20 protein-coding genes and 2 pseudogenes are annotated in these 23993 nt (G+C 72.0%); 13 read left to right on the top strand and 9 right to left on the bottom strand.

Going from position 1 to position 23993, the window contains the following annotated elements; translation table 11 throughout:
• Positions 1-50 precede the first annotated feature (50 nt).
• Positions 51-389 carry a hypothetical protein gene (locus A3CQ_RS0118110; protein ID WP_020512363.1) on the top strand — a complete coding sequence of 113 codons (339 nt, stop codon included), beginning with the start codon at positions 51-53 and terminating at the stop codon, positions 387-389.
• Here the strand turns inward: A3CQ_RS0118110 and A3CQ_RS62120 are convergent.
• Both A3CQ_RS62120 and A3CQ_RS64030 read right to left on the bottom strand, forming a co-directional pair.
• Positions 376-1329 carry a phosphotransferase gene (locus A3CQ_RS62120; RefSeq protein WP_020512362.1) on the bottom strand — a complete coding sequence of 318 codons (954 nt, stop codon included), beginning with the start codon at positions 1327-1329 and terminating at the stop codon, positions 376-378. The two genes, A3CQ_RS0118110 and A3CQ_RS62120, sit on opposite strands and share 14 nt — an antisense overlap.
• Before the next feature lie 52 nt (positions 1330-1381).
• Positions 1382-1576: pseudogene (locus tag A3CQ_RS64030) on the bottom strand (FRG domain-containing protein); the annotation flags it as partial.
• A 206-nt stretch (positions 1577-1782) separates the two neighbouring features.
• Here A3CQ_RS64030 and A3CQ_RS53285 point away from each other — a divergent pair.
• Positions 1783-2628 carry a shikimate dehydrogenase family protein gene (locus A3CQ_RS53285; protein WP_020512361.1) on the top strand — a complete coding sequence of 282 codons (846 nt, stop codon included), beginning with the start codon at positions 1783-1785 and terminating at the stop codon, positions 2626-2628.
• A 9-nt stretch (positions 2629-2637) separates the two neighbouring features.
• On the top strand, positions 2638-3570 hold the full coding sequence (locus A3CQ_RS0118095; protein WP_026205828.1) for an aminoglycoside phosphotransferase/kinase family protein: 933 nt from the start codon (positions 2638-2640) through the stop codon (positions 3568-3570).
• Positions 3571-3578: 8 nt separating this feature from the next.
• Here A3CQ_RS0118095 and A3CQ_RS53280 read toward each other — a convergent pair whose 3' ends face one another.
• Complete coding sequence (locus A3CQ_RS53280; RefSeq protein ID WP_020512359.1) at positions 3579-4127, bottom strand: P-loop NTPase family protein; 549 nt, start codon at positions 4125-4127, stop codon at positions 3579-3581.
• A 22-nt stretch (positions 4128-4149) separates the two neighbouring features.
• Between A3CQ_RS53280 and A3CQ_RS0118085 the strand changes: the two genes are divergently transcribed.
• Positions 4150-4932 (top strand): PhzF family phenazine biosynthesis protein, encoded by a 783-nt coding sequence (locus tag A3CQ_RS0118085; protein ID WP_020512358.1) that lies wholly within the window; start codon positions 4150-4152, stop codon positions 4930-4932.
• Between the two features lie 104 nt (positions 4933-5036).
• On the opposite strand, the gene A3CQ_RS0118080 is transcribed toward A3CQ_RS0118085, so the two are convergent.
• Positions 5037-5693: a response regulator gene (locus A3CQ_RS0118080; protein ID WP_020512357.1), complete on the bottom strand. Its 657-nt coding sequence runs from the start codon at positions 5691-5693 to the stop codon at positions 5037-5039.
• Positions 5694-5704: 11 nt separating this feature from the next.
• The gene (locus A3CQ_RS0118075; protein WP_020512356.1) at positions 5705-6793 is read right to left on the bottom strand and encodes a sensor histidine kinase; all 1089 of its coding nucleotides are present in this window, start codon (positions 6791-6793) and stop codon (positions 5705-5707) included.
• Positions 6794-6914: 121 nt separating this feature from the next.
• On the opposite strand from A3CQ_RS0118075, the gene A3CQ_RS0118070 reads away from it, so the two are divergent.
• On the top strand, positions 6915-7442 hold the full coding sequence (locus tag A3CQ_RS0118070; RefSeq protein ID WP_020512355.1) for a hypothetical protein: 528 nt from the start codon (positions 6915-6917) through the stop codon (positions 7440-7442).
• Positions 7443-7502: 60 nt separating this feature from the next.
• Here A3CQ_RS0118070 and ligD read toward each other — a convergent pair whose 3' ends face one another.
• Positions 7503-8477, bottom strand: coding sequence for a non-homologous end-joining DNA ligase (ligD, locus tag A3CQ_RS0118065; RefSeq protein WP_020512354.1), 975 nt, complete (start codon positions 8475-8477; stop codon positions 7503-7505).
• 158 nt (positions 8478-8635) lie between these two features.
• Here ligD and A3CQ_RS62810 point away from each other — a divergent pair.
• Positions 8636-8776 (top strand): annotated as a pseudogene (locus A3CQ_RS62810) (IS256 family transposase); the annotation flags it as partial.
• Positions 8777-9055: 279 nt separating this feature from the next.
• Here A3CQ_RS62810 and A3CQ_RS53275 read toward each other — a convergent pair.
• The gene (locus A3CQ_RS53275; protein WP_040432549.1) at positions 9056-10324 is read right to left on the bottom strand and encodes a vanadium-dependent haloperoxidase; all 1269 of its coding nucleotides are present in this window, start codon (positions 10322-10324) and stop codon (positions 9056-9058) included.
• A 186-nt stretch (positions 10325-10510) separates the two neighbouring features.
• Between A3CQ_RS53275 and A3CQ_RS0118055 the strand changes: the two genes are divergently transcribed.
• From A3CQ_RS0118055 to A3CQ_RS0118045, 3 genes are read left to right on the top strand one after another with little or no spacing between them, the layout of a single operon-like run.
• On the top strand, positions 10511-11296 hold the full coding sequence (locus tag A3CQ_RS0118055; protein WP_157296024.1) for a hypothetical protein: 786 nt from the start codon (positions 10511-10513) through the stop codon (positions 11294-11296).
• Positions 11293-12579 (top strand): hypothetical protein, encoded by a 1287-nt coding sequence (locus tag A3CQ_RS0118050; protein WP_020512351.1) that lies wholly within the window; start codon positions 11293-11295, stop codon positions 12577-12579. The genes A3CQ_RS0118055 and A3CQ_RS0118050 overlap by 4 nt, the downstream gene beginning before the upstream one ends.
• A 30-nt stretch (positions 12580-12609) precedes the next feature.
• Complete coding sequence (locus tag A3CQ_RS0118045) at positions 12610-13032, top strand: PPOX class F420-dependent oxidoreductase (RefSeq protein WP_020512350.1); 423 nt, start codon at positions 12610-12612, stop codon at positions 13030-13032.
• On the opposite strand, the gene A3CQ_RS0118040 is transcribed toward A3CQ_RS0118045, so the two are convergent.
• Positions 13033-16200 (bottom strand): GH92 family glycosyl hydrolase, encoded by a 3168-nt coding sequence (locus A3CQ_RS0118040; protein ID WP_051115280.1) that lies wholly within the window; start codon positions 16198-16200, stop codon positions 13033-13035.
• A 199-nt stretch (positions 16201-16399) separates the two neighbouring features.
• Between A3CQ_RS0118040 and A3CQ_RS0118035 the strand changes: the two genes are divergently transcribed.
• The 4 genes from A3CQ_RS0118035 to A3CQ_RS0118020 all read left to right on the top strand — a co-directional run bounded on the left by A3CQ_RS0118035 (position 16400) and on the right by A3CQ_RS0118020 (position 23208).
• Complete coding sequence (locus A3CQ_RS0118035) at positions 16400-19132, top strand: putative bifunctional diguanylate cyclase/phosphodiesterase (protein WP_051115275.1); 2733 nt, start codon at positions 16400-16402, stop codon at positions 19130-19132.
• 37 nt (positions 19133-19169) lie between these two features.
• Positions 19170-20366 carry a type III PLP-dependent enzyme gene (locus A3CQ_RS0118030; protein WP_020512347.1) on the top strand — a complete coding sequence of 399 codons (1197 nt, stop codon included), beginning with the start codon at positions 19170-19172 and terminating at the stop codon, positions 20364-20366.
• Between the two features lie 91 nt (positions 20367-20457).
• Positions 20458-21663, top strand: a complete 1206-nt coding sequence (locus tag A3CQ_RS0118025) for a hypothetical protein (protein ID WP_020512346.1) — start codon at positions 20458-20460, stop codon at positions 21661-21663.
• Positions 21664-21984: 321 nt separating this feature from the next.
• The gene (locus A3CQ_RS0118020; RefSeq protein ID WP_020512345.1) at positions 21985-23208 is read left to right on the top strand and encodes an MFS transporter; all 1224 of its coding nucleotides are present in this window, start codon (positions 21985-21987) and stop codon (positions 23206-23208) included.
• On the opposite strand, the gene A3CQ_RS0118015 is transcribed toward A3CQ_RS0118020, so the two are convergent.
• A complete protein-coding gene (locus tag A3CQ_RS0118015) occupies positions 23164-23796 on the bottom strand; it encodes a DUF2461 domain-containing protein (RefSeq protein ID WP_020512344.1) in 633 nt (210 codons plus the stop codon). The two genes, A3CQ_RS0118020 and A3CQ_RS0118015, sit on opposite strands and share 45 nt — an antisense overlap.
• Between the last annotated feature and the right edge of the window lie 197 nt (positions 23797-23993).

Here is a 23993-nt window from a genome sequence, read left to right as displayed (position 1 = left end):
TGTCCGCTCCGGATGAGGCGGCCGCCGCCCCGGACCAATAGGGTCAAGGGGTGACCACCGAGCACCAGCCGGCCGAGGGTTTCGCCGCACGGATGGCCTTCGCCCGGCAGAAAGATCCGCTCGAGCCCGCCCGCCGTACCCACCTGCATCTGAAGCTGATCGCGGTCACCCTGGCCTGGCTGGTAGCCGTTCCGCTGCTGCTCGTCTACGGCCTGATCGGCCCGCGCCGCGCCCACGACGTCCTCGACCTCGCGGCCTTCGTCACCCTGCTCGGCCCGTTCGTGGCCGCGGTCATGGCCACCAAGAACCGCCGCTTCGGCCTCGGCGGCGGCTACATCGTGCTGACCCTGCTCATGGTGCTTCCGGCCGTGGTGCTCACCCGCCTCTGAGCGCCACCTCGATCTCCGCGCGGTGATCGGTCCACCAGCGCAGGTACTCGCCGCGACGGGTGAACAGGTGGTCGCAGCTGCGGTCGCCGTGCTCGTAGTGCCGCTCCAGCTGCCACGTCTCGGTGAGCAGCGTCCACCACCGCCGGTGCGCCGCGTCGGCTAGCCGGTCGTCGGTGATCGGGATCCGCGCACGATAACCGCGGGCGAAGGCGGCGATCCGGTCGAGATCACGTCCGAAGGTGATCGTGGCGGTGCGAACAACCTCGAGACCGTACGGGCGGACGCCGAGCCGATCCCAATCGAGGATGCCGGTGATCCGCCCGTCGCCCGGGTCGATCAGCAGGTTGAACGGCTGGAGATCGCCGTGTGTCCAGCCGCACGGTTCCACGTCGGCGTCCGCGGGCCGTCGATCGGCGAGCCGGGCCAGGTGCTCGCGCCGCCACGCGATCTCGTCGACGGCGTGACGGTCGAACTCGTCCGCCGGCGGTCTCCCGGCGTACCGCTCAAGAAGGGAAATCGCCGGCCCGGCGCGGTCGGGAATGTCGGGAAGCCGGCGCTTCGCCGGCGGACAGACGTCGCTCAGCGCGACATGCAGCCGCGCGACCAGGTCACCCAGGGTGGTCGCACCGGCCAGGGTCAGATCAAAACCTTGCGGATGTACGCCGTTCAGCCAGGTCGATGCGGCATACCACGGCCCGTCGACGCGCACCGGCCCGCCGACCGGCGCCGGCACCGGAAACCCGAGGGCGGCCAGCCGGGGCAGAAGGTCGTGCGCGACCCGGACCTCCTCGGGCGACCGGTCCCGGAGCTGCTTGACCGCGAAGATCCCGGCGTCGGTGGTCAGGCACCAGGTCAGGTTCATGACGCCGTCGGTCAACTGCCGGCACGCAAGCACCCGCCCCAGCCCGAACGAGTCCGCCACCCGCTGCGCCGACTCCACGCCGCCATCCTCTCCCCGCGTTCACCCCCAGTCCACGACTCGGCGACCTGCTCCAATCGAGCAGGCGCGTCGGGAGGCCGTAGTGCTGCATCAGGCTCAGCCAGCTCGCGTGCGCGTCGTAGCCGGGCGCCGGGCTGTATCTGATCGCGGCGCGCGACCGGAACCGGTTGGTGAGGTTGCGCTCGTCCAGTCCGCGACGCAGTGCACGACAAGCGGTTGGCGGCCCTCGACCTGCATCGCGAATCATAGGGCCCGCGTCGGAACTCGGCCGAGCGCTCGGGCGGTGGCGGATCGGCGTAACGTCCCGGGTCGTGGCGTCCGGACTGCAGGTTGGTGGCTTCGCGCCGGAGTTGGACCGGGTTGAGGCAGGCTGATCTCGGCATGACGGCGACGTTGTGGTTTGTGGGGGTGTCGACCGGGCGATCGCTGATCAACGATGCGTTTCCGCTATGGATGAGCGACGTCGGTCGGGACATCCGGCTGGTCGGGCGGGATCTGCCGGTCGGTGCGGCGGCGGAAAGCTACCGCGCTCTGGTCTCCGAGCTGAAGGCCGCCGCCGACGTGCTCGGGGCGGTGATCACCTCGCACAAGGTGGCGGTGGTGCGGGCGGCCGACGACCTCATCGACTCGCTCGATCCGGTGGCGGTCGAGTGCGGCGAGGTCAACGCGCTGCGGCGGGAGGGCACGTTCCTGCGGGGGTTCGCGCGGGATCCGATGTCGGTCGGGCGGGTGGTCGACGAGATCTGGCCGCGCGGGGAGCACGTGGTCTGCCTGGGTGCGGGCGGCAGCGCGATCGCGCTCGGGCGGCACCTGCTGTCTCGCCCGGAACCGCCGTCTTTGGTGTTCGCCGACCGGAGTGCGGCGGCGGCTGCGCATCTCGAGTCGGTCCTCGCGTCCCGCACTGGCGTGCGGTCGGACGGCTCGGGCTCGGTCGAAGCGGCATCGGCGGTCGTGCACGTCGGGCCGGGGCCGTGGGACGAGCTGGTCGCGGGGAGTCCGCCGGGCACGCTCGTGGTCAACGCGACGGGGCTCGGCAAGGACCGTCCGGGCAGTCCGCTCTCCGCGGAGGCCGATTTTCCGCGCGATGCGGTCCTCTGGGAACTGAACTATCGCGGTGATCTGGCGCTGCTGCGGCAGGCCGAGCGGCAGGGGGTGGAGCGGCACGACGGCTGGCAACTGTTCTGCCATGGGTGGGCGGCCGCGCTCGGGCCGATCCTGGACCTGCCGGACGAGGCGGCGACGGCGCGCCGGTTCGCCGAGCTCGCGGCTCCGCTGCGGCCCCGGACGGGCGGGCAATAGCCTTTGCTGATGATCCCCGAGTGGCTCGTTTCCTGGTGCCGCACTCACCTCGGCGCCGTGCCGGCCGAGGTGCTTTACGAGACCGCGCACATGTCCGAGGTCTACGGTCTGCGCCTCACCGACGGGCGCGACGTGGCCGTGAAGTCGCGGCCGGACCAGAGCGGGCGGGAGGCCACCTGCGTCGAGGTGCAGCGCTTCGTGGTCCTCAACGGATTTCCGGCGGCCGCGCCGCTCACCGGCGTCACGCTGCACGCGGGCAAGGCCGTGCACGCCGAGGAGTGGCGGCCGGGCGGAGAGGCCAAGCTCGGTGACGACGCCGCGACCGCACGGCTGTTCGCGGCGCCGCTGGCCCGGCTCGTCGACCTGGCCGAGGACGTCGAGGTGGGCGGGACCGAGCCGGGGGCCGTCGAACCGCCGCTGCCGAACCCGGAGTGGACCCGCTGGGACCACGACGATCCGGGCGTCTGGCCGCGCATCCCCTACCTGGACGGGCACGACGAGTCCCGCGTCCCGCCGTTCGTGGTCGAGGCGGGCGAGCGGCTGCGGGACCGGCTCTCCGGCATCTACCTGCCGCGGGTGCTGGGCCACGCCGACTGGGAGTCGCAGAACATCCGCTGGTACGGCGACGAACTGTGGGCCGTGCACGACTGGGACAGCCTGGCCTGGCTGCCCGAGGCCGCGATCGCGGGCGCCGCGTCGGGCGCGTTCGCCAGCCATGCCGAGCCGACGCTCGCGCCGATCGCGTCGTCGGCCGCCTTCCTCGAGGCGTATCAGGAGGTGCGCCGGCCGTTCAGCGCCGACGAGATCGAGGTGGCGTGGGCCGCGAGTCTGTGGCTGGCGCTGCACAACGCCCGCTCCGAGGCATTGCACGGCCGCACGCCGATCGCACTGAACGCGGTCGCCTCGCAGGGCACCGAGCGCCTGCACCTGGCCGGCGCCTGAACCGCGCGCTACGCCTGGTCGGCGCCGGGGGTGCGGTCGGGGAGGCCGGCCAGCCAGCGCTCGACCTCCCGCGGCGAGCGCAGCAGCACGATCTCCGCGGGGAAGCTGGGGTCGGCGTGCCAGGCGCGCAAGCGGCGCCGCTTGCGCTTGAACGACTTGAAATGCCAGACCAGGATCGATTCGGTGGAGAGGAACGAGGCGCGCCACGTCTCGTGGTTGCCGTTGCAGAGCGGGCGCTGCCGGACGACGTTGACCAACGTGCGCCGCAGCAGGCGGCCGAACGATCGCCAGCGCGGCAGATCAAGACCAACCACCAGGTCGGTACGGGCCAGCGGGATGTCACGCCATATCCCGTACGCGGAATCGATCACCCAGTCGTCGGTGGCGCACACGTCGCGTACCCGATCGCGTTGCAGCTCCTCGCCCACCGGGACCCATCCGGGGTCCCAGGTGAGGTCGTCCATCGAGTGGTAGGGGAGGCCGAGGCGAACGCCGAGGCGGGCCGCCAGCGTCGACTTGCCGGAGCCGGTCACCCCGTAGACCAGAATCCGTCGCACCCGGCCACCTTACGATTCTGGTGTGCTCACCGTTGTCCACGCCTGCCTCCGGGACGGCCGGGGCGGCAGCCCGACCGCCGTGCTCGACGAGTCGCCGATGCCGGATGCGGAGCGCCGCCTGGTGCCGGGGCGCGCGGGCGCGTCGCACGCGGTCTTCCTCGCCGCGGATGGGGGCGTGCGGTTCTTCACCGCGGAAGGGGAGCTGCCGGCTTGCGGGCACGGCACGGTGGCGGCGCTGGCGGTGCTCGCTCATCGCACTGGGCGGCCCGAGCACCTGTTGCGCGTCAGCGGGCGCACCTTCTGGGGGCGTGCTCACGCCGTACGGGAAAAGGTCTTTGACGTTGCCTTTGATCCGGGGCCGATCACCGTGCGCCCGGCCGATGAATCAGAAATATCCGAAATATCGCAGGCGATCGGCGTGGGCGGTGCGACGACGGGCGCCTGCGTCGCGACTCTCGGCCGGCCGCGGATGTTGCTTCCGGTCGCCGATCGGGACGTGCTCGCCGGGATGACGCCCGACCTCGAAATGCTGCGCGCGGCGACCGACCGGCTCGGGTTTCTGGGCTGCTATGTCTACACCGTGCCGGACGTCGGTGGACGGGCCGCGGCCAGGATGTTCGCGCCCTCGATCGGCGTGCCCGAGGACATCGCGAACGCGAACAGCACCGCCTGCCTCGCCGCCCACCTCGGCATCGACCTGCGGGTCGACATGGGCGATTCGCTGGGCAGCCCGGCCACCGTCACCGCGGTCCAGCAGCCCGGCGACGGCGTCCTGGTCGGCGGCGAGGCCGCGCTCCCGCCATGACCCAGGCCGCGCTCCCCCAATGACCCGGGCCGCGCTCCCGCAATGGCCCAGGCCGCGCTCCCGCCATGACCCAGGCCGCGCTCCCGCCATGACCCGGGCCGCGCTCAGGACGTGACCAGGCCGTCCTCGAAGGCGATGATCACGAGCTGGACCCGGTCGCGGACGCCCAGTTTCGCGATCGCGCGGGTGATGTGCGTCTTCGCGGTCAGCGGGCTGATGACCAGCTCGCGGGCGATCTCCTCGTTGGACAGACCCGTGGCGACCAGGCGCACCACCTCGCGCTCCCGCTCGGTCAGCACGGCCAGGCGGTCGCCGCCCGACGTGGCCGCCGGCACCGGGCGGTGCGCGAACTGGCCGACCACGCGGCGGGTCACACTCGGCGAGAGCAGCGCGTCGCCGCCGGCCACGACCCGGACCGCCTCGCGCAGGCGGTCCGGCACGATCTCCTTGGTGAGGAAGCCGCTCGCGCCGGCCGCCAGCGCCGCGAAGACGTACTCGTCGGTCTCGAACGTGGTCAGGATGATGATCCGGGTGCTGTCGAGCTCGGCCAGGATCTGCTTCGTGGCGGAGATGCCGTCCAGGCCGGGCATCCGGATGTCCATCAGGATCACGTCGGGCCGCAGCTCGCGCGCGGTGCGCACGGCCTCGTCGCCGGTGGACGCCTCGCCGACGACCACGATGTCCCGGTCGCGCCGCAGCAGGCTGCGGAAACCGGCCCGTACGAGGTGCTGGTCGTCGGCGAGGAGGACGGAGATGGTCATCGTGGTGCCCTTCAGGCCGCGATCGGGATTGTCGCGCGTACGGTGAAACCGGTCTTGCCCGGACCGGCCGTGAGAGCGCCGCCCAGCGCGGCCACCCGCTCCCGCATGCCGGAGATGCCGTGGCCATCGGCCATGGTGGCGGCGCCCGCACCGTCGTCCTGCACATCGACCACGACGCTGGCCGGCGCGTAGCGGACGGTCACGGCCACCCGGCTCGCGCCCGCGTGCCGCACCGTGTTCGTCAGCGACTCCTGCACCACGCGGTAGACGGCGGTGGCCACCGGCGCCGGCACGTCCGCCCGGTCGCCGAACTCGTTGAGCGACACCTGGACGCCGGCCGCCCGCACCTGCTCGGCGAGCCGTTCGAGCCCGTCGAGGTCGTCGATCGGCGCGCCCTCGCGCAGCACGCCGACCAGCGACTTCAGGTCGGTCATCGCCCGGCCGCGCACCTGCTGGGCGAGCCGCAGCGACTCGCGGGCCTCCTCCGGATCGGCGTCGAACGCGTCCAGCGCCACGTTCAGGTGCACGCCCACCACGGCCAGCGTGTGCGAGACGACGTCGTGCAGGTCGCGGGCGATCTCCACCCGCTCCTCCGCCTGCCGGCGTCGGGCGTCGATCTCGCGCTGGTGCTCGTCCTGCTCCAGGCGGTGCGCGACCTCGCCGCGCCAGCGCAGGGTGTTCCGGTACGCGGTCGCGGCGGCCAGCACCGCGGCCAGCCACAGCGCCTCGCCGCCGACGGGAGCGAGCGCCCAGGTGCCGCCGTGATCGGTGTCGACGAAGCCGTCCCAGCCGAGGCCGAAGAGCAGCCCGGCGCCCACCGTGATCACCGCCGTCCGCAGCCGTCCGGCGAGGGCGAGCGCGGCGGCCGCGGCGCTGGCCGGCCAGACCCAGCCCGAGCCGATCAGGTACGCGGGCCGCATGGCGATCACGGTCAGCATCGAGACGAGGAGCACGGTGAACGGCCAGCGCCGCACGAAGAGGGCGAGCACGGCCAGCCAGACGGCCAGCGTCAGGGTCATGACGGTCTGGACATTCCCGCCGGTGATCGCCAGGCCGGCCGGCACGCCGACGAGGGTGAGGAGAACAGCGATTTTCGTCATGCCCGGCACGCTAATTTCGGGCACGGCCGGCCCGCGTCGTCCCACGGCCGTCTCTGTCATCGACGCCTCCCGATTACCGCCTACTCCTTTCGGTGTAGGGCGACCTCGATAAGGTAACCGGGTGACCGCCGCGGAACTACTCGCCGCTTCCGGACGATTCCCCGTCGCCGACGGCCTCACCGATGCCGAGGCCACCGCCATCGAGCAGGAGTTCGGCTTCAGCTTCGCCGCCGACCACCGCGCGTTCCTCGCCGCCGGCGTCCCCACCGGCCGCGGCTGGCCCGACTGGCGTGCCGCCGACCGCGCCGCCCTGCGCTCGTTGCTCGCCATGCCGATCGAGGGCGTGCTCTTCGACGTCGGACAAAATTCTTTCTGGTACGAGGGCTGGGGCCCCCGGCCGGCTTCGTCGTGGGAGGCGGTGACGGCCGCACGGGGGTACCTGGTGACCGTGCCGCGGATGATTCCGCTGTACTCGCACCGCTACCTGCCGGCCGCGCTGGCGGAGCACCCCGTCCTGTCGATCTACCAGACCGATGTCGTCCAGTACGGCAACGACATCGCGGACTGGCTGTCGCGGGAGTTCGGGCTGGGCTCGCCGGCCGGGTCGGCGGCTCGTCCTACCGTCGCTTTCTGGCGGGATCTGCTCTGAGGCGCTTTTTGGCGCTTTCTACTCGTTCGGCGTGGCCTGTTCCTCGGCGCGCTTGGCGCTCTACTCCTCGGGCGCGGCCTGTTCCGAGGCGCGCTTGGCCCGGGCGCGGCGCTTGCCCTCGTGCATGGCCTGCACCCGGGCGACCGGGATCGTGTGCCCCTCCTCGACCAGGCCGGGGTCGAGCGGCTGCGGCGCCGGCATCGCCTCCGCCCACGGGTCGCCGTCCTTGAGCAGCCCCGGCGCGGTGTGGATCGTGAAGTCCTCGGGGGTGACGCTGTCGAGGTCGTCCCAGGCGACCGGGAACGAGACCCGCACGCCCGGCCGGACCCGCGGACTGTAGGCGGCGACCACCGTGGCCCCACCCGAGCGGGTCGCGTCGAGGAACACCTTGCCGTGCCGGTCCTCTTTGATGAACGCGGTCGTCGCCAGCTCCGGATCGAGTCGCTCGGCCCGCGCCGCCACCGCCCGGGTCGCCGCCGCCACCTCGTCGGCCGGCGCCTGCCCGTCGAGCGGCACGAAGACGTGCACCCCCTTGGACCCGCTGGTCTTCACCGCCCCGGCCATGCCGATGTCGTCGAGCACCCGCTTGATGAGCCGCGCCGCGTGCGCGACGCTCGCGAAGCCCGCGCCCTCCGGCGGATCCAGATCCATGATCAGGTGGGTCGGGTGGTAATCGCCGGCGTGCATCAGCGCCGGGTGATACTCGATCGCCCGCTGGTTCCCGAACCACAGCAGCGTCCGCCGATCGTTGCAGAGCGCATAGGTGACGTTCCGGTGCGACGCCTCGGCCCAGACCTCGGCGCGCGGCACCCAGTCCGGCGTGTATTTCGGCAGGTTCTTCTGCATGAAGGCGTCCTGCCCCCGCAGCAGCCGAATCACCGAGAGCGGCCGGTCCCGCAGCACGGGGAGGATCCGGCCGCTCACCGCGTCGAGGTAGTCGATCAGGTCCCGTTTGGTCGAGGCCGCGCCCTCGAACAGCTCCTGGTCGAGGTTGGTCAGGGGGACGCCGTCCCGTTGTTCGCCCTTGTCCGCCACACGACCATCCTGCCCCAGCCCGGCCCTGGCTCGCAGGTGTCACCGCTGAGGCGGCCCGGTCGACACCCCACAAACCACAGCGTCGCCGAGGACCTGGCGACCACGCCGGAGGGCGTGGACGCCGAGTTGGTCGGCCGGCTGGTCGAGCAGGCCCGTTCCGCCGAGCCGTCCGGGCCCGCGGCCACTTCCCGAACGAACAAGCCGCGTGGAAATGCCTCTACCTCGCTGTCATGGCCCTCGACCTGACCGGCACCGGACGCCGCCGCTGGATCACCCGTCCCGCGATTTCGTACGCGGACCGCGGCAGCGCGTCAGGTTCCGGCGTGTGCCGCGTCGCGCTCCGCGCGCGACGCCCTGCCGGCGCTGCTGGCGGAGCCAGCAGGCGCCGAGTTCGCCGCCGCCCTCAAGGAGGCGGCGAGCTGGTCAGCGCGGAGCCGCTTGTCCTGTCAGCGCCGTGGCAGGGCGAGAGGCAGACGCAATTCGTGCGGCAGGAGCAGACCGCGCAGCGGAAATCCGGCTGCGGCGGTAGGCACGTTCGCCCCGACCGGCCGGCATGCCGATCGGGGCGAACGTTTCGGTCAGCGGTGGCTGGTGGGGCGGAAGTAGTGGTGGCTTGACCAGTCGGCCACGTCGAGGCCGAGCGTGCGGGCCTCGGTGTCGGCCGTGCGGAAGTGGATGCCCAGCCAGATGCGGGCGTTGACCACGTCGGCGCGCAGGGCGGCGCCGTTGTCGTAGTGCCGGGTTGTGCCGGGCACCGCGGTGGAGATCAGCGTTAGGTTGAGGCGGGGGCCGACTACGTTCTCGAGGGCCCGGGAAGACGCGGCGATCACCGCGTTGTAGCCGCTCACGTAGTCGGGGTAGTTGGGCGTGGTGAGCAGCGGGGTCCAGGCCGGGTCGGCGGTGGTCGCCGGGTTGCCGTCGGTGGTCGCCAGCTGGATCGCGGTGATCGGCCGCCAGTAGGCGCGGTCCAGCTTGGTCTGCCAGGTCACGATCAGCGCGTCGAGAGTGGTCATGTTGACCGCCGCGAACATCCGGGCGGCGTCGACGATGTCGAGGCCGCGCACGGCGGCCTGGTCGCGCAGTGCCGTGTTGACCTGCACGCCGACGTTGCCGGAGAAGAACAGCGCGGTGGCGGTCTGCTCGGCCGTCCGGGTGGTGGAGGTGGCCGACCCGAGCGCCTTCACCTCGGCGAAATCGCGGGTGTACCGGCGCGAGGTGAGCTTGGGCGGAGTCGGCGGGGCGAACTGCGCCACGCCCCGGATGAGCAGGGGCGTCACGCCACCCAGCCACGGCACGGCCATCGGGGCGAACGCCGGCGGGGTGGGCCGCCATACGCCCGGCGCCGGGGCGCGCGTGTACTGCACGGGCGCGTATCGGCCGTCGTGCGCGCGCAAGTCGATCAGGTCCTGCGCCACTCGCTCGCCGTAGGCGATACCCGCGGTCTTGGCGGCGCCGTCGGGCACCTCGGCCAGCGAGCCGGCCAGCGCGTCATCCAGCGCGGCTTGCGCGTACGGCGAATAGGTCTCCAGAACTTTGTGGCCGGCGGCGGCCGCGGCGGCGGTGGCCGACGCGTGCCGGGGCGCGCGGGCATGCCGGCGATAGGGCTCGTAGCGCGGGTGGATCCCGACTACGGCGTCGTACATGGCGGCGTGCGTGAACGCCAGGTAGATGAAGATCTCTTGTGGCGCCTTGCCGGTGTCGCCCAGCAGGGTTGCCGACGCGACCGCGTTCCAATCGGAGATCACCGATGCTGTTTCCGACGGAGACGAGGCCTCCGCGGTCCCGGCGAAGACCGGGACCAGAGCGACAGCGACGGCCGCCCCAGCAATGCGGCGGACAGTACCCATGACGAACTCCCTTCCCTTGCTTGCCGTGTTCACAGCAGACGCTGCTCCGGCGTCGCGGGGAGCGCGTCGGCCGGACGGCCGTTCAACCTGGTAGATCTCCGACTGAACGACACGATCGGGGTAGTCCGGCGTGCGGGCGTGGCCTACGTTGGGATCCTGCCTGGTGGGGATATCCGGGGGTGCCGGATGGTTGGCGGTTGGCGGTTGGGTGGCTGTGCGCTGCTCCTTGCCCTTGTCGCGCCGGTGGCGGGGTGTTCGCGGGACACGCCGCTCTGCGACTACGCGGCCGGGCTGGTCAAGTCGGGGCAGTTGGCTCAGGCCGCCGACGCGTATGCCAGTGCCGGCAGCGCCGGTGAGGGCGACTGCGGCGACGACGGGCTCAACCAGGTCGGGAAGCTGCGGGCGCAGATCAGCACCTACAACGCCAAGGGACGGGCGGCCGCGCGGGCCGGCAAGGTCCCGGCGGCTCAGGCTTCGTTCCGGGCGGCGCTGGCGATCGACCACGGGGACGCCACGGCGCTGGCCGAGATGCAGCGGCTCGGGGCGAAACCGGCACCGGCGTCGACCGCGTCGACCGTGCTCGTCTCCGGGCCGCCGGGGAAGGACGCGGGGCAAGGCCTCGCGTGGGCCGCGCTCATCGTCGCGTTGCTCGCCGCGGCGGCGGGCGGCGCGCTGTGGCTGCTGCATCGGCGGCGCGAGTACGACCGGCGCATCGACGCCGTGCGCAAGGACGCCGAGGCGCAACGGCAGCGCGTCGCCGAGCTGGAGCGGGAGCTCAGCGGGCAGGTGTCGGGAGTGGACGAGGCGCTGTCGGGGCGGATCGAGCGGGAGGCGCAGGACGCCCGGCGCCGGGCCGATCAGGTGAGCGGCGAGGTGGAGGAGCTTCGCGGCGAGATGTTGCGGCTGGCTCGGGCCGGGCGGCAGTCCGGTGCGGACGTGGACGAGTGGTACGCGGGGGTGGAGGAGCAATGAGCAGCGAGATCGTCGTGACGCTCTACTGGGTTCGGGAGGACGCCGAGGGGCGGCTGGTGGCGCGGCGGCGGATGCGGGGACTCGACGAGTTCTGGGCGTCGGGCAAGGTGGCCGAGTACCGGATGGCGACGGTCGACGCCGACGCGCAGTCCACGGCGGGCTGGCGGGAGTTGCTGGCCGGGTTGCGGCTGCCGGAGTTCACCGTGACCTCGTCGCGCGGACCGGTCGCGCTTCGCCTGCTGGACACGGCGGGTCTGCGGACGACGCGCGCCGGGGAAGGCTCCGGACAGCAGGCGTCGCTGCTGGCGCGGGCCTCGATGCTGTTCACCGACGCCGGCGGCGTCCAGCTGGCCCGCCGGGGTCATCTGCGCGCCTCGAGCCGGGAGCTGGTGGCGTCGCCGCTGCTGCCGGTGCTGCGACAGGCCATGCGCGAGGCCGGCATGACGGCGGCCGCCGGCCCGCCCGGCGAGGTGCGCGCGCGAGCGGCCGAGCCCTCGCTGTGGCAGGGGCTCGACGCGGCCATCCAGCTCAGCGAGGTGCGCGGGGCTCAGATCGGCGATCACAACCTTCAGATCAATCGCTTTTTCGTACGGGGGCCGGCACAGCGCGTCGACTTCGAGCCGGTGCTGCTCGACGCCCGGGTGCGGGACGCGCAGATGGCGTTGCTGGCCGACCCGGCGAACGCGGCGTTGCGGGCCGATCTCGTCGCGGCGCTCCGGGCGTACGCGACGGACTGGACGATCACCGCCGATCCGCTCGTCCTGTCCGCGGAGACCAAGCCGCCCGGCTTCCTGGAGAGGCTGCTCACCTTCAGCGTCCAGGGCGTACAGGAAGGAAACTGGAACACGCAGCGCAACTCGTTCGAGTGCTACGCCACCGACGTTCCCGCGGTCGACCGGCTGCTGCACCAGGATCGGGCGCTGGCCACCGCGCTCGCCGACTACCTGTGCCCGGCCACCGGGCGCATCGGCGATCTCGGCGCCTTCCACAAGCAGCTGAACACGTCGATGCGCGAGGTGCCGGTCGAGGTGGCGAGCCCGCACGGCGTCAAGCTGCCGTCACCCGGGCCGAGCGGGCGGCTGTTCGTGCAGGGCGTCGACGGCCTGATCATCGGCGAGCGGAACCGGGTGCGCGAGCACGTCCACAGCAAGCTCCTGTTCGCTCCCCAGATTCCGGTGGTCCAGAAGCCGGCCGTCCCGCTCAAGGAAGCCGTGAAACAGCCGCAGCACGTGGCGGTGGAGGAGGCCGCCCGGCAGGCGGTGAGAATTCAGCTGCGCGCATAGATGGGCCGGAACCGGCAGTAAGTTCGTGACATGTCTGAAGATCTCCTCTGGGATGTCATCGCCGGCGGCAACCTCGGGACCGTGGCGACGATCAAGAAGGACGGGCGGCCTCAGCTGTCGGACGTGAGCTATCACGCGGCGGGGCGGCTCATCCGGTTCTCCACGCGGACGGCTCTCGCCAAGGTGCACAACCTGCGCCGGGACCCCCGGGTGAGCATGAAGGTGACGGCCCCGGCCGGGCGCGGCTATGCGGTGGTGGAAGGGACGGCCGAGCTCAGCCCGGTCTCCTGGGCCCTCGACGACGCGGTGGTCGAGGAGCTGATCGAGGTCTACCGGCTGATCGCCGGGAAGGAGCACCCGGACTGGGACGACTACCGGCGCGCCATGGTCGCCGACGGCCGGCTGGTCGTCCGCATCCACGTGGAGCATTTGTACGGCTGGGTCCTGGACTAGTCAGGCGCCGCCGAGCGTCATCGCGTACACGTAAAGACGTGGCTCCGACGGCAGCGTGAGCGATCGCACCCCCGCGCCCACCGGAACGGTCGCCTCGAACAGGCTGACCGGCGGACCGTCGACCCCCTGCCCCGCCTTGATGCGGTGATCCATCGCGAGCGCCACGGAGGTTCCGGCCGTGGCGCCGCCGCACCAGTCGGCGACGGTCAGCGGCACCTGCGAGATGGACCCGTCGTCGTAGCCGAGAGTGAGGGCGCCGCCGACCGGCCCGTTGTGCGAGGTCACGATCAGGTGCAGCGAGCTCGCGCCGGAGGACGGCAGCAGCAAGGACTGACCATTCGCCTGCACGAAGTTCGGCGACGTTCCGGTGGGCGACGGCGCGTCGTAGGCGATCCCGTCCCAGGTCACCGGACCGGCCGCGGGCAGCAGCGCCGCGTCGAAGCTCCACCCGCCGCCGTCGAAATTTCCCTCGGCGGGCGATTCGACGGTTGCCGTCCCGTCTCGGGTGAACTCCTGGCCGAGATCGACGGCGCATTGGTCGGAAGCAACAAAAGCACAGGTCAAGGGCTTTCTGACGACCAAGCTCGCCGTCGTCACCACCGGCTGGGCGCCACTCACTTTCACCGGGATTTCGTACGGGATGAGAGCGGCCCCGGCCGGAGAAGTGATCGACAGGGCGGCGGTCGCCGAGACCGGGCGGCCGTGGGAGACGATGGCCCCCGGTTGACGCACCGTGACGGTCCACCCGGCCGGCGCGACGGCCGAGACGTGCGGGTGCAACACGCCGGGTGCCTGCCCGACGAGGTCCACCGCCAGCGTCGCGCTGCCGCCGGGCGCGATCGCCGTCGAGGCCGGCCGCACCGAGGCGTCGAGGTGGGTGCGCCCGTCGGGCGGGGCTCGGTCGACCGAGGGCGGCTGGTCGGCCGGCGCGGTACCCCAGGCGGACGGCGTGGTGCCGAGCGTGTGCGCGATCGTCCCGCCCGAGCCGATCGCCGACCACGGGATCCAGTTGTCGGTGAGGCGACCGCCGTTGACCTTGACGCGCTGGATGTAGCGGTTGGCGTCGGACACCCCGGGCGCGGTGATGGTCAGCGGGTGGCCGCCGACCGTGACGACCGCCGACGGGAACTGCGGGCTCGACACGGCCAGGAAGTTGGCGCCGCTCATCGTGGGATACAGCCCGAGCGACGAGAAGACGTACCAGGCGCTCATCGTGCCGAGGTCGTCGTTGCCGGTCATCCCGTCCGGGCCGTTGGTGAACAGGGTCATCGCGGCGCGCACCACGGTCGCGGTCCTCGCCGGCGCCCCGGCCCAGTGGTACAGGTACGGCGCGAGCAGGTCGGGCTCGTTGTTCGGGTTGTAGGTGGGCTTCGCGTAGTAGTCGTAGGGGCTGGCGATCCAGTCGGTCCGGGCCGTCCCGGCGGGATCGGTCAGCAGTTTCGGGTAGGCGAAGAAGTCGTCGAGCCGCTTCGCGGTCGCGGCCCGGCCGCCCATGAGCTGGACGAGCCCGGCCGGGTCCTGCGGCACCAGCCACTGGTACTGATAGGCGCCGCCCTCGTGGAACTGCTCGTCCGCACCGACCGGGTCATAAGGGGTAAGCCAGGTGCCGGCCACCGTTCGCGGCCGGAACTGGCCGATCGAAGAGTCCCAGAGGTTGCGGTACCACTGGCCGCGAGCTGCGAACATCGCCGCGTCCGCGCTCTTGCCCAGGCCGGCCGCCATCAGGGACAGGGCCGCGTCGGCCGCCGAGTACTCGAGGGTGGCCGATGCCGGGTGCTGGCAGTCGTTGTCGCCGCCCTTGGCCGTGCAGTCGGTGCCGAGCCGGAGCCCGGAGGGGATGTAGCCGCGGGCGGAGTAGTAGTCGACGCCGGTGCGGCCGTTGTACGGCGAGGACGCCGGCGGCTGACTGGTCGCGTTGGCGCGCAGCAGCGCGTACGCCTCTTCCTCGTGTCCACTCAGCAGGCCCTTCGACCACGCCTCCACCAGGAACGGGGTTACCGGGTCGCCGGTCATGATGTTGGTTTCGCTGTTGGCCAGCGCCCAGCGCGGTAGCCAGCCACCGTCGCGCCCGATCGCGACCACCGACAGCGCCACGTCCCGCGCGACCTCCGGCGTCAGCAGTTCGAGCAGTTGGTTCTGCGGGCGGTAGGTGTCCCACAGGGAGAGGTTCTGGTACGGCGTGTACCCGTCCGCCCGGTGCACGGCACGGTCGAACCCGACGTACGAGCCGTCCACGTCGCCGGCCAGGTTCGGGTGCAGGAGGGCGTGATAGAGCGCCGTGTAGAAGGCGACGCGCCTGCCGGGCGTACCCCCGGCAATTTTGATCTTGTCGAGAGCGGCCACCCACGAGGCGCGCAGCGAGGCACGGACCTGGTCGAAGTCGAAGCCCTCGCCGGTCTCGGCGGCGAGATTGGCGCGAGCGCCCGCGACACCGGTGTAGGAGAGGCCGACCTTCACGACCACCGTCGGCGCGTCAAAGGTGACGAAAGCCCCGTTACCACCAGTTCCCGCGGCGTCCCGCGTTCCGGCGGAGATCGTCGAGCCGCGCCAGGTGCCGAAGGACGCGAACGGCCGGTCGAACTGGGCGGTGAAGTAGACAGTGTGGTCGTCCTGGCCGGCGCAGAAGTTGCCGGCGTGCACGCGGCCCTCGACGGTCCGGTCGCCGACCACGTGGATCTCGGAGTCGAAGACGGACTGGTTGGCCTTCCCCGTGTTGAACAGGACGTTCGCGGCGGTGCCGGACGGGAACGTGTAGCGCTGCCATCCGGTGCGCGGGGTGGCCGTGAGCTCGGCGCCGATCTGATATCGGGACAAACCCACCCGGTAGTAGCCCGGCGACGACTCCTCGTCCTCGTGGGAGTACGCCGAGCGGTAGGCCGCCGGGTCCACGCTGGTGATCGCCCCGGTCGTCGGCATGATCGGCAGCTCGCCGGCCACGCCGCAGCCGACGCCGGAGAGATGCGTCTGGCTGAAGCCGTAGATCGCCGACTGCTTGTAGTCGTAGCCGCCCTGGCCGCCGGTGTCGGGGCTGACCTGCACCATGCCGAACGGCGCGGCGGCGCCCGGGAACGTGTTGCCGAAGTTCTCGGTGCCGACGAACGGGTTGACCAGGTCGACCGGATCGTCGCCGCCGGCACTGCTCACCGGGGCAAGGCTCAAGGTCGCCATCAGCAGGAGTGTTCCGGCCACTGCGTTCACAGTTGACAACGTTGTCGGGAGACAGCGACGGAAGTCAATGGATCTGCTCCCGAATTGCACCCGTCGTCACAGACTCTGCACGGGGAAACCCTCAAGGCCGGGCCGCCCGTCCCGATCTGCGGTACATCCGTTCATCTCGGGACGGATCCCACCCGGAGGCGGAGAGCTGATGGTAGGCAGAGTCGCACTGAGCCGCTGGACACGGCTGTGCCTCGTGGTGGCCGCCGTCGTCGTCGCCTTCGCGGCGGTGCTCAGCATCGCCCCCGGCGGGCCACGGGTCGCGCAGTCCGTCTCCAACTTCGGGCTCTGCTATGCGGCCATCACGGCCGCGGTCGCCTGTCTGCTGCGGGCGCAGCAGTTCGCCGGGCGGATGCGGTGGGGCTGGGCGTTCATCGGGCTCGGCGTGCTCAGCTGGGGGCTCGGGCAGTGCGCCTGGGTCTACCTCGAGACGTTCCGGAACATCGAGGCGCCGTTCCCGTCGGTCGCCGACCTCGGCTACCTGGGCATGGTGCTGCTCACCCCGATCGGGCTCCTGGTCCTGCCGAGCAGCGCGCAGGCGCTGGCCAACCGGGTGCGCAGCGTGCTCGACGGCCTGATGGTCGCCGCGTCGCTGGTGCTGATCGCCTGGATCTTCGTGGTCGCGCCGCTGCTGGAGGCGGGGCAGGACACGGCGCTCGCGCTCTACGTGAGCCTGACCTACCCGCTCGGCGACGTGGTCATCGTGACGATCGTGCTGTACATGCTGGCCCAGCAGCGGCGGCACGGGCGCACCTTCAGCCACCTGGCGCTGGTCGGCGCGGGCATCGTCGCGTTCGCCGGCTCCGACATCTGCTACGCGTACCTGAACCTGACCGGCGCGTACTCGTCGGGCGGGGTCACCGACATCGGCTGGTTCGCCGGCTTCTCGCTGATCCTGCTGGCCGCGACCAAGCCGATCCCGGCGGAGCGCGACGAAAACACCGGGCCTATCGAGGGCAACCAGCCGGTCGGCATCCTGCTGCCGTACGTCGCCGTGCTCGCGGCGCTGGTCACGACCGTCGTCTGGTACGCCAAGACCGGGCACAGCAATCTGTTCGTCGCGTACACCCGGTCGGCGCTGATCCTGCTCATCGTCGGGCGGCAGCTGCTCACGCTCCGGGAAAACCGCGACCTCACCCGTACGCTCGAGACCCGCGTCGCCGACCGCACGGCCGAGCTGTTCGCCAGCGAGCAACGGTTCCACGCGCTCGTGCAGCACAGCTCGGACGTGGTCACCGTGGTCTCCCCCGAGGCCGACGTGCTCTACCAGAGCGAGTCCGTGCAGCGCGTCTTCGGCTACCCGGCCCACATGCTCACCGGGCGCCGGCTCACCAAGCTGCTCGACCCCGAGTCGGGCATCCGGCTGGCCCAGGCCCTGCGCCAGGTCGCCGGCCGGCCGTACGCGACGACCGTGCTCGAGCTGCCCGTGCGGCACCGGGACGGGCGGGTGCGGCAGGCCGAGATGACCATCACGAACCTGCTCTCCGACCCGAGCGTCGGCGGCCTCGTGCTCAACACCCGCGACATCAGCGAGCGCAAGGAACTGCAGGACCAGCTGGTGCACGAGGCGTACCACGACGCGCTGACCCAGCTCGCCAACCGCGCGCTGTTCCGCGAGCGGGTCGCCGAGGCTCTCCGCAAGCGGAGCGCTTCCGACGACGTGACCGTGCTGTTCCTGGACCTGGACGGGTTCAAGGAGGTCAACGACAGCCTCGGCCACCTCGCCGGCGACCAGCTGCTCGTCCAGGTCGCCGACCGGCTGCGCGCCTCGGTGCGCGACAACGACCTGGTGGCCCGCTTCGGCGGCGACGAGTTCGCGGTGTTGATCGAGGCCTCGCTGGCCGGCGACGGCAGCGACGACGCCGAGCGCGTCGCCCGGCGCATCGTCGAGGTGCTCGAGCAGCCGTTCGGCAGCGACACCCGGGACATCCACGTGCAGGCCAGCATCGGCCTCGCCTCGGCCAGCAAGCTGGGCGAGCCCGAGGGCGACGGCGCCGAGCAGCTCATGCGCAACGCCGACCTGGCCATGTACAAGGCGAAGTCGGCCGGGGGCGGCTGCTTCGCGGCGTACCACCCGGACATGCTCGCCGGGCTGGTCGCGCGGCTCGAGCTGGAGGCCGACCTGCGGCTCGCCCTCGAGCGCGGTCAGCTGCACCTGCACTACCAGCCCACGGTCGACCTGGCCACCAGCGAGGTCATCGGCTTCGAGGCGCTCGCCCGCTGGCAGCACCCCGAGCGCGGCATGATCACGCCGGCCGAGTTCATCCCGATCGCCGAGGCGACCGGCCTGATCGTGCCGCTGGGCCGCTGGGTGCTGAACGAGGCGTGCCGGCAGGCCGTCGAGTGGACCCAGGCCGCGGACGGCCGCCCGGTGAAGATGGCCGTCAACGTCTCGGTACGCCAGTTCGACCGGGCCGACCTCGTCGAGGTGGTCGCCGGGATCCTGGCCGAGACCGGCATGCCGGCCGACCAGCTCTGCCTCGAGATGACCGAGAGCGTGCTGATGACCGACACCGACGACAACCTCGAGCAGTTGCTGCGGCTGAAGGCGCTCGGCGTGACGCTCGCGATCGACGACTTCGGCACCGGTTACTCGTCGCTGGCGTACCTGCGCCGCTTCCCGGTCGACACCCTCAAGATCGACCGCTCGTTCGTCGAGCGGCTCGGCGCGCTCACCGACGACACCGCGCTCGCCGACACGATCGTGCAGCTGGGCAAGAGCCTCGGCATGGCCACGGTCGCCGAGGGCATCGAGGAGTTCGGCCAGCTCGCGGCGCTGCGGGAGATGGGCTGCCACTTCGCGCAGGGCTACTACTTCTCGCGGCCGGTGCCGGCCGACGAGGCGGGCCGCCTGTTCCTCGACGGCGCCGACGCCGTCCGCTGAAACCTTCCCCCTTCCCCCGGGTTTCCCAAGGAGTCACATGAGCACGGGCACCCTCGCGTCCTCGCTCGCCACCGGCGCCTGGCCGCAGTCGCTCACCCCCGACGCGCTGCGGGTGATCGACCTGCCGACGCCGTACCTGGTGACCGATCTCGACACGGTCGCCGCCCGGTACGCGGCGTTCGGCGCGGCGATGCCCGGGGTCTCGACGTTCTACGCGATGAAGTGCAACCCGTCGCCGGAGATTCTGCGGACCCTCGCGGCGCGCGGGTCGAGCTTCGAGGTCGCCTCGATCGGTGAGCTGCGGATGCTGCAGGCGCTCGGCGTCGACCCGGCGGGCGTGCTCTACAGCAACCCGGTCAAGGCGCCGGGCCAGATCGCGGCCGCGGCCGGCATGGGCCTGTGGCGGTTCGCCTTCGACTCCCCCGGCGAGCTCGCCAAGATCTCCGAGCGGGCGCCGGGCGCGGCCGTCTACGTGCGGCTGGCCGTCGACGACAGCACGAGCGTCTTCCCGCTGTCCCGCAAGTTCGGCACCGACGTCGAGGACGCGTACGACCTGATGCTGCTGGCTCGCCGGCTCGGGCTGCGGCCGTACGGGGTCACCTTCCACGTGGGCTCGCAGTGCGAGAGCACGGGCGCCTGGCGCACCGCTATCCGCGCGGCCGGCACGCTGATGGAACGCCTGCGCGCCGACGGCATCGAGCTGGAGATGCTCGACCTGGGCGGCGGCTTCCCGGCCCGGTACCTGGCCGGCGAGCCGTCGATCGAGCAGATCGGCGAGGTCATCGCCGGTGAGCTCGCGGGCCTGCCCTACCGCCCCGGCCTGATCGCCGCCGAGCCCGGCCGGCACCTGGTCGCCGAGTCCTCGGTGATGGCCGCGACCGTCATCGGCCGGGAGATGCGCGGCGACGAGCACTGGCTGTACCTCGAGGTCGGCGCGTACCACGGATTGATGGAGCCGCTGCAGACGCCGGGCGGCTGGGACTATCCGATGCGGAGCTCCCTTCCCGACGACCCCGAGGCCCCCCAGCTTCCGTTCACCCTGACCGGTCCGTCGTGCGACAGCTCCGACACGATTGCGTACGGGGTGAAGCTGCCCGCCACGGTCACCGTCGGCGACGTGCTCTACTTCGGCTCGGCGGGCGCGTACACGCTGGCCTACGCGTCCTCGTTCAACGGTTTCCCGCCGCCCACGCCGATCTTCGTCGGCACGGGCGACCCGCGTGCCGCCCGATGACCTGACCGGCCGGCGCCCTGTCTTTCCCGGCCGGCCCGGGCGGCGCCGGGCTCGGCCCGGTGGCTTGCGGCGTGCGGGGCGGGTTCGCGAGTTGCTGGTCTCCGGGATCGTCGACTCGTTCGGCATCGCGGTCGGCTGGACCGTCGTGGTGCTGCTCGCGACCGCGCGCGGCGGGCTGGCCGAGGCCGCCCTCTACAACGCGGCCATGCTCGGCGGCGTCGTGCTGTCGGCCCCCGTCACCGGCTGGCTGTCGCAGCGGCTCGACGGCCGTACGCTGCTGCGCGCGGCCGCCGGCGTCGAGGTGGTGCTGCGTTTCGCGGTGCTGGGCGGCCTGGTCGCGGGGGCACCGCCCGCCGCGATCGCCGCCACCATCGTCCTGATGCACGTCGCCGCCTGGGCCGGCTTCGCCGGGATGCGGGCCGAGGTCAGCGCCGTCGACGCGTCGCCGCGTTCGATGACCCGCTACGCGGTGAGCATCGCCGGGGTCGAGGCGGCCGGGACGGCCCTGGCCGCGCTGCTGCCGACCGGCCCCGACGGCTACCCCACCGGCTGGCTGCTCCACGCGGTCTTCGTGATCTACCTGGGCTCGCTGCTGCCGACCGTGCTGACCGCCCGCCGCTCCCGCATCTTCGCCCGCCGTCCGCGCGGCGCAGCCGATCGCGCCCGCGCCGCAGTTCCGGGCGACGGGCCATCTTTCGCGGGCCGGTTCCGGCATTCGCGGCGACAGCCCTTCCGGCTGCCGTCGCCGCGGACGCTGGCGGCTGGATTCGCGGTCATGCTGGTCGCGGGTGGGCCGGCCCTGCTCGCCATCCCGGTCACCGAGGAGTTGCACGGCGACACCTGGGTGGCCGGGGCGGCGGTCGCGTTCAGCCTCGGGTGCCTGCTCTCCACGACGGCCGTGAGCTGGATCGGCCGGCTGCATCTGCCGGTCGTGCTGCGCTGGTCGTTGTGGGGGCTCGGCATGCTGGCCGGCTGGGTCCTGGCGCCCGCCTTCGCGCCGATGGTGCTGGTCGCGCAGTTCCTGGCCGGGCTGAGCCAGTCCGCCTTCGAGGGCGACATGGACGCCCGCATCGCCGCCGGCGCCGAGCCCGACGCGGTCACCCGCGATCTCGCCTACGCGGCCGCGGCCCGCTCGCTGGGCGGGGCAATGGCCGTGCGAACGATCCCGATGCTGGTGGCCGCCTCGGCGATCGGCACCGTCGCCAGCGCGGCGAGCCTCGCCCTCGGCGTCACGGCCGTGGTCCTGTGGGCCGGCCTGACCATGGCCCCGCACATCTTCCGCCGCCTCGCGCACTGACGTAGGGCCCCGCGCGCCACATCCGGCCTCGCGCGCCGCATCCGGCTCCGCGCGCCACATCCGGCCCCGCGCGCCACATCCGGCCCCGCGCGCCGCATCCGGCCCCTTGCGCCGCATCCGGCTCCGCGCGCCGCATCCGGCCCCGCGCGCCGAATCCGCTTGACCCGGCCGCCCGGGCGCCGCCAGAATCCTCGGCATGACAACCCCGCGCGGCATCGTGTGTTCCTCCGGTGCTGTGCGCGGTCTGCCGGGCCGATGACCCTCTAGCAAGCGGCGCGCACCCCCGAGCACCGGGACATTCCGATCCCGGAGAGCTTTCGCATGTCGCCCTATCGTTTGTATCTGCTTGTCTGCGGGCTTGGCTCGTTCGCCGCCAGGACCGCGTTCACCCTCAACCTCGTCTATCAGGCGACCGTCGTCGGGCTGTCGCCGCTGCAGCTCGTGCTGGTCGGCACGGTGATGGAGGGGGTCTGCTTCGTCGCCCAGGTGCCCACCGGCGTGATCGCCGACGTGGTCAGCCGTCGCCTGTCGGTGATCGTCGGCTACCTGCTGATGGGTGCCGGCCTACTCGTCTGGGGCCTGTTCCCGTCGTTCACGGCCATCCTCGTCGCGAACGTGATCTGGTCGATCGGGGCGGTCTGCGTCGACGGGGCCGAGGAGGCCTGGGCCGCAGACGAGATCGAGCCCGACCGGGTGACCTCCGCGTTCGTGCGGGGCGGTCAGCTGGCACAGGCCGGATCGCTGCTCGGCATTCTCGCCGCGGTCGGGCTCGCGTCGTTCGCGCTGGCGGTCCCGATCGTGGCCGGAGGCCTGGTTACGGTCGCTCTCGGCGTACTCCTCATGGTCCTGATGAAAGAGGAACGGTGGGCACCCAGCGCGACCACCCACGGGTCCTGGCGGTCGATGCGCCGGCAGGTCGTGACCGGCGGCCGCGCGGTCCGGGGCAGCGCGCTGCTCGCGGGGATCGTCGCCGGCACGTTCTTCGCCGGGCTGAGCAGCGAGGGCTTCGACCGGCTCAGCCAGCCGTTCCTGCTGCCCATGCTGGGCGACCGGCCGATCGAGCTCGTCTTCGGCGGGCTCGCGATGATCGCCGCGCTCGGCTCGATCGTGGCGACGGGCATGCTCGGGCGGCGGCTCGACACCACGCACCCGCGGCGGGTGGGCCGGCTGCTGGCGGCGGTGAACGCGGTGACGGCCGCCGGCATGATCGCCTTCGGCCTCAGTGGACAGTGGTGGGTGGCGGTGCCGCTCTACCTGCTGGTGCGCCTGCTGCGGGACACCGCCGACCCGATCATGAACGTGTGGCTGGTCGCGGCGACCGGCCCGGAGTCGCGAGCCACCGTGTTCTCGATCCAGGCCCAGGCCGACGCGCTCGGGCAGATCGCCGGCGGACCGCCGGTGGGCGTGGTGGCCCAGCGGCGCTCGCTCGGCGCCGGCCTGTCGGTGGCCGGCCTGTTCCTGCTTCCGGCCGTCGCGCTCTTCGCGCTGGCGGCCCGGCGGTCACAACCGGTGCGGGCCGACGTGGTCGTCGAGCCACTGGCGTAGCGGCCGGCTGGCCCGGAGAAACTCGACGATCCTGGCCTGCGCCTTCGCGGTGCCGAGCCAGGCCGCGGGCTCCCACTCCTTCCAGGTGGTGATGCCCTTGTGGCGCAGGAGATCCACCCGGGGGTGATCCTTCGGATAGCCCCTGGGTGCGGTCTTCAAACTGCCATGCCCGTGTACGCCGATGTCCGCCTTCTCGATCGACGCGATGATCTCGGTGAGCTGCCGCCCCGTGCGGTCCCCGGCGACCGCCTGGCGATAGCGATCGAGCTGGTCCGACTCCATCTGGTACATCCCGGCACCGGCCGCGAGCCCGTCCGCGGACAGCTGGATGTATCCCCCGGCCTCCAGCCACGCCCCAAGATGAGTCTTGTACGGCGACTTGTCGTTACTGAACCGCACATCCCGGTACGGCCGAAAGATCTTCCCGCCCCCGAACTCCGGCTCGAGGGCCGCGAGCAGCTCCCGCATCGGGTCCCGCACCTGCTGCTCGTAGAACTCGAGGTGCGCGGTCCAGTACGTCTTCGAGTTGTCGGCCGCGAGCCCTTCGTAGAACTCCAACGCCTCACTCGGCCAGCCACGGAACGTCACCCCGCGAGTCTCCCACCAACGCGGTCAGATCTCGTCATGGGACTGGCGGGAACGCGCCGGATGGCCGCGCGGGTGCACCGGGGGCGGCTCTTCCACGGCGCCGTGTTGTATGTCGACCATCTGGCCCGGGTGGCCGAGATCCTCCAGGGGCTGGGCGCGGGATCGGTGGCCCGTCAGGCGGTGGTGGGATTCGCCGG

Origin of the sequence: Paractinoplanes globisporus DSM 43857, assembly GCF_000379645.1 — a bacterium.
GTDB lineage: Bacteria > Actinomycetota > Actinomycetes > Mycobacteriales > Micromonosporaceae > Actinoplanes > Actinoplanes globisporus.
Note: the sequence above shows the minus strand (reverse complement) of the source record. Positions and strands in the feature narration are given on the sequence as shown.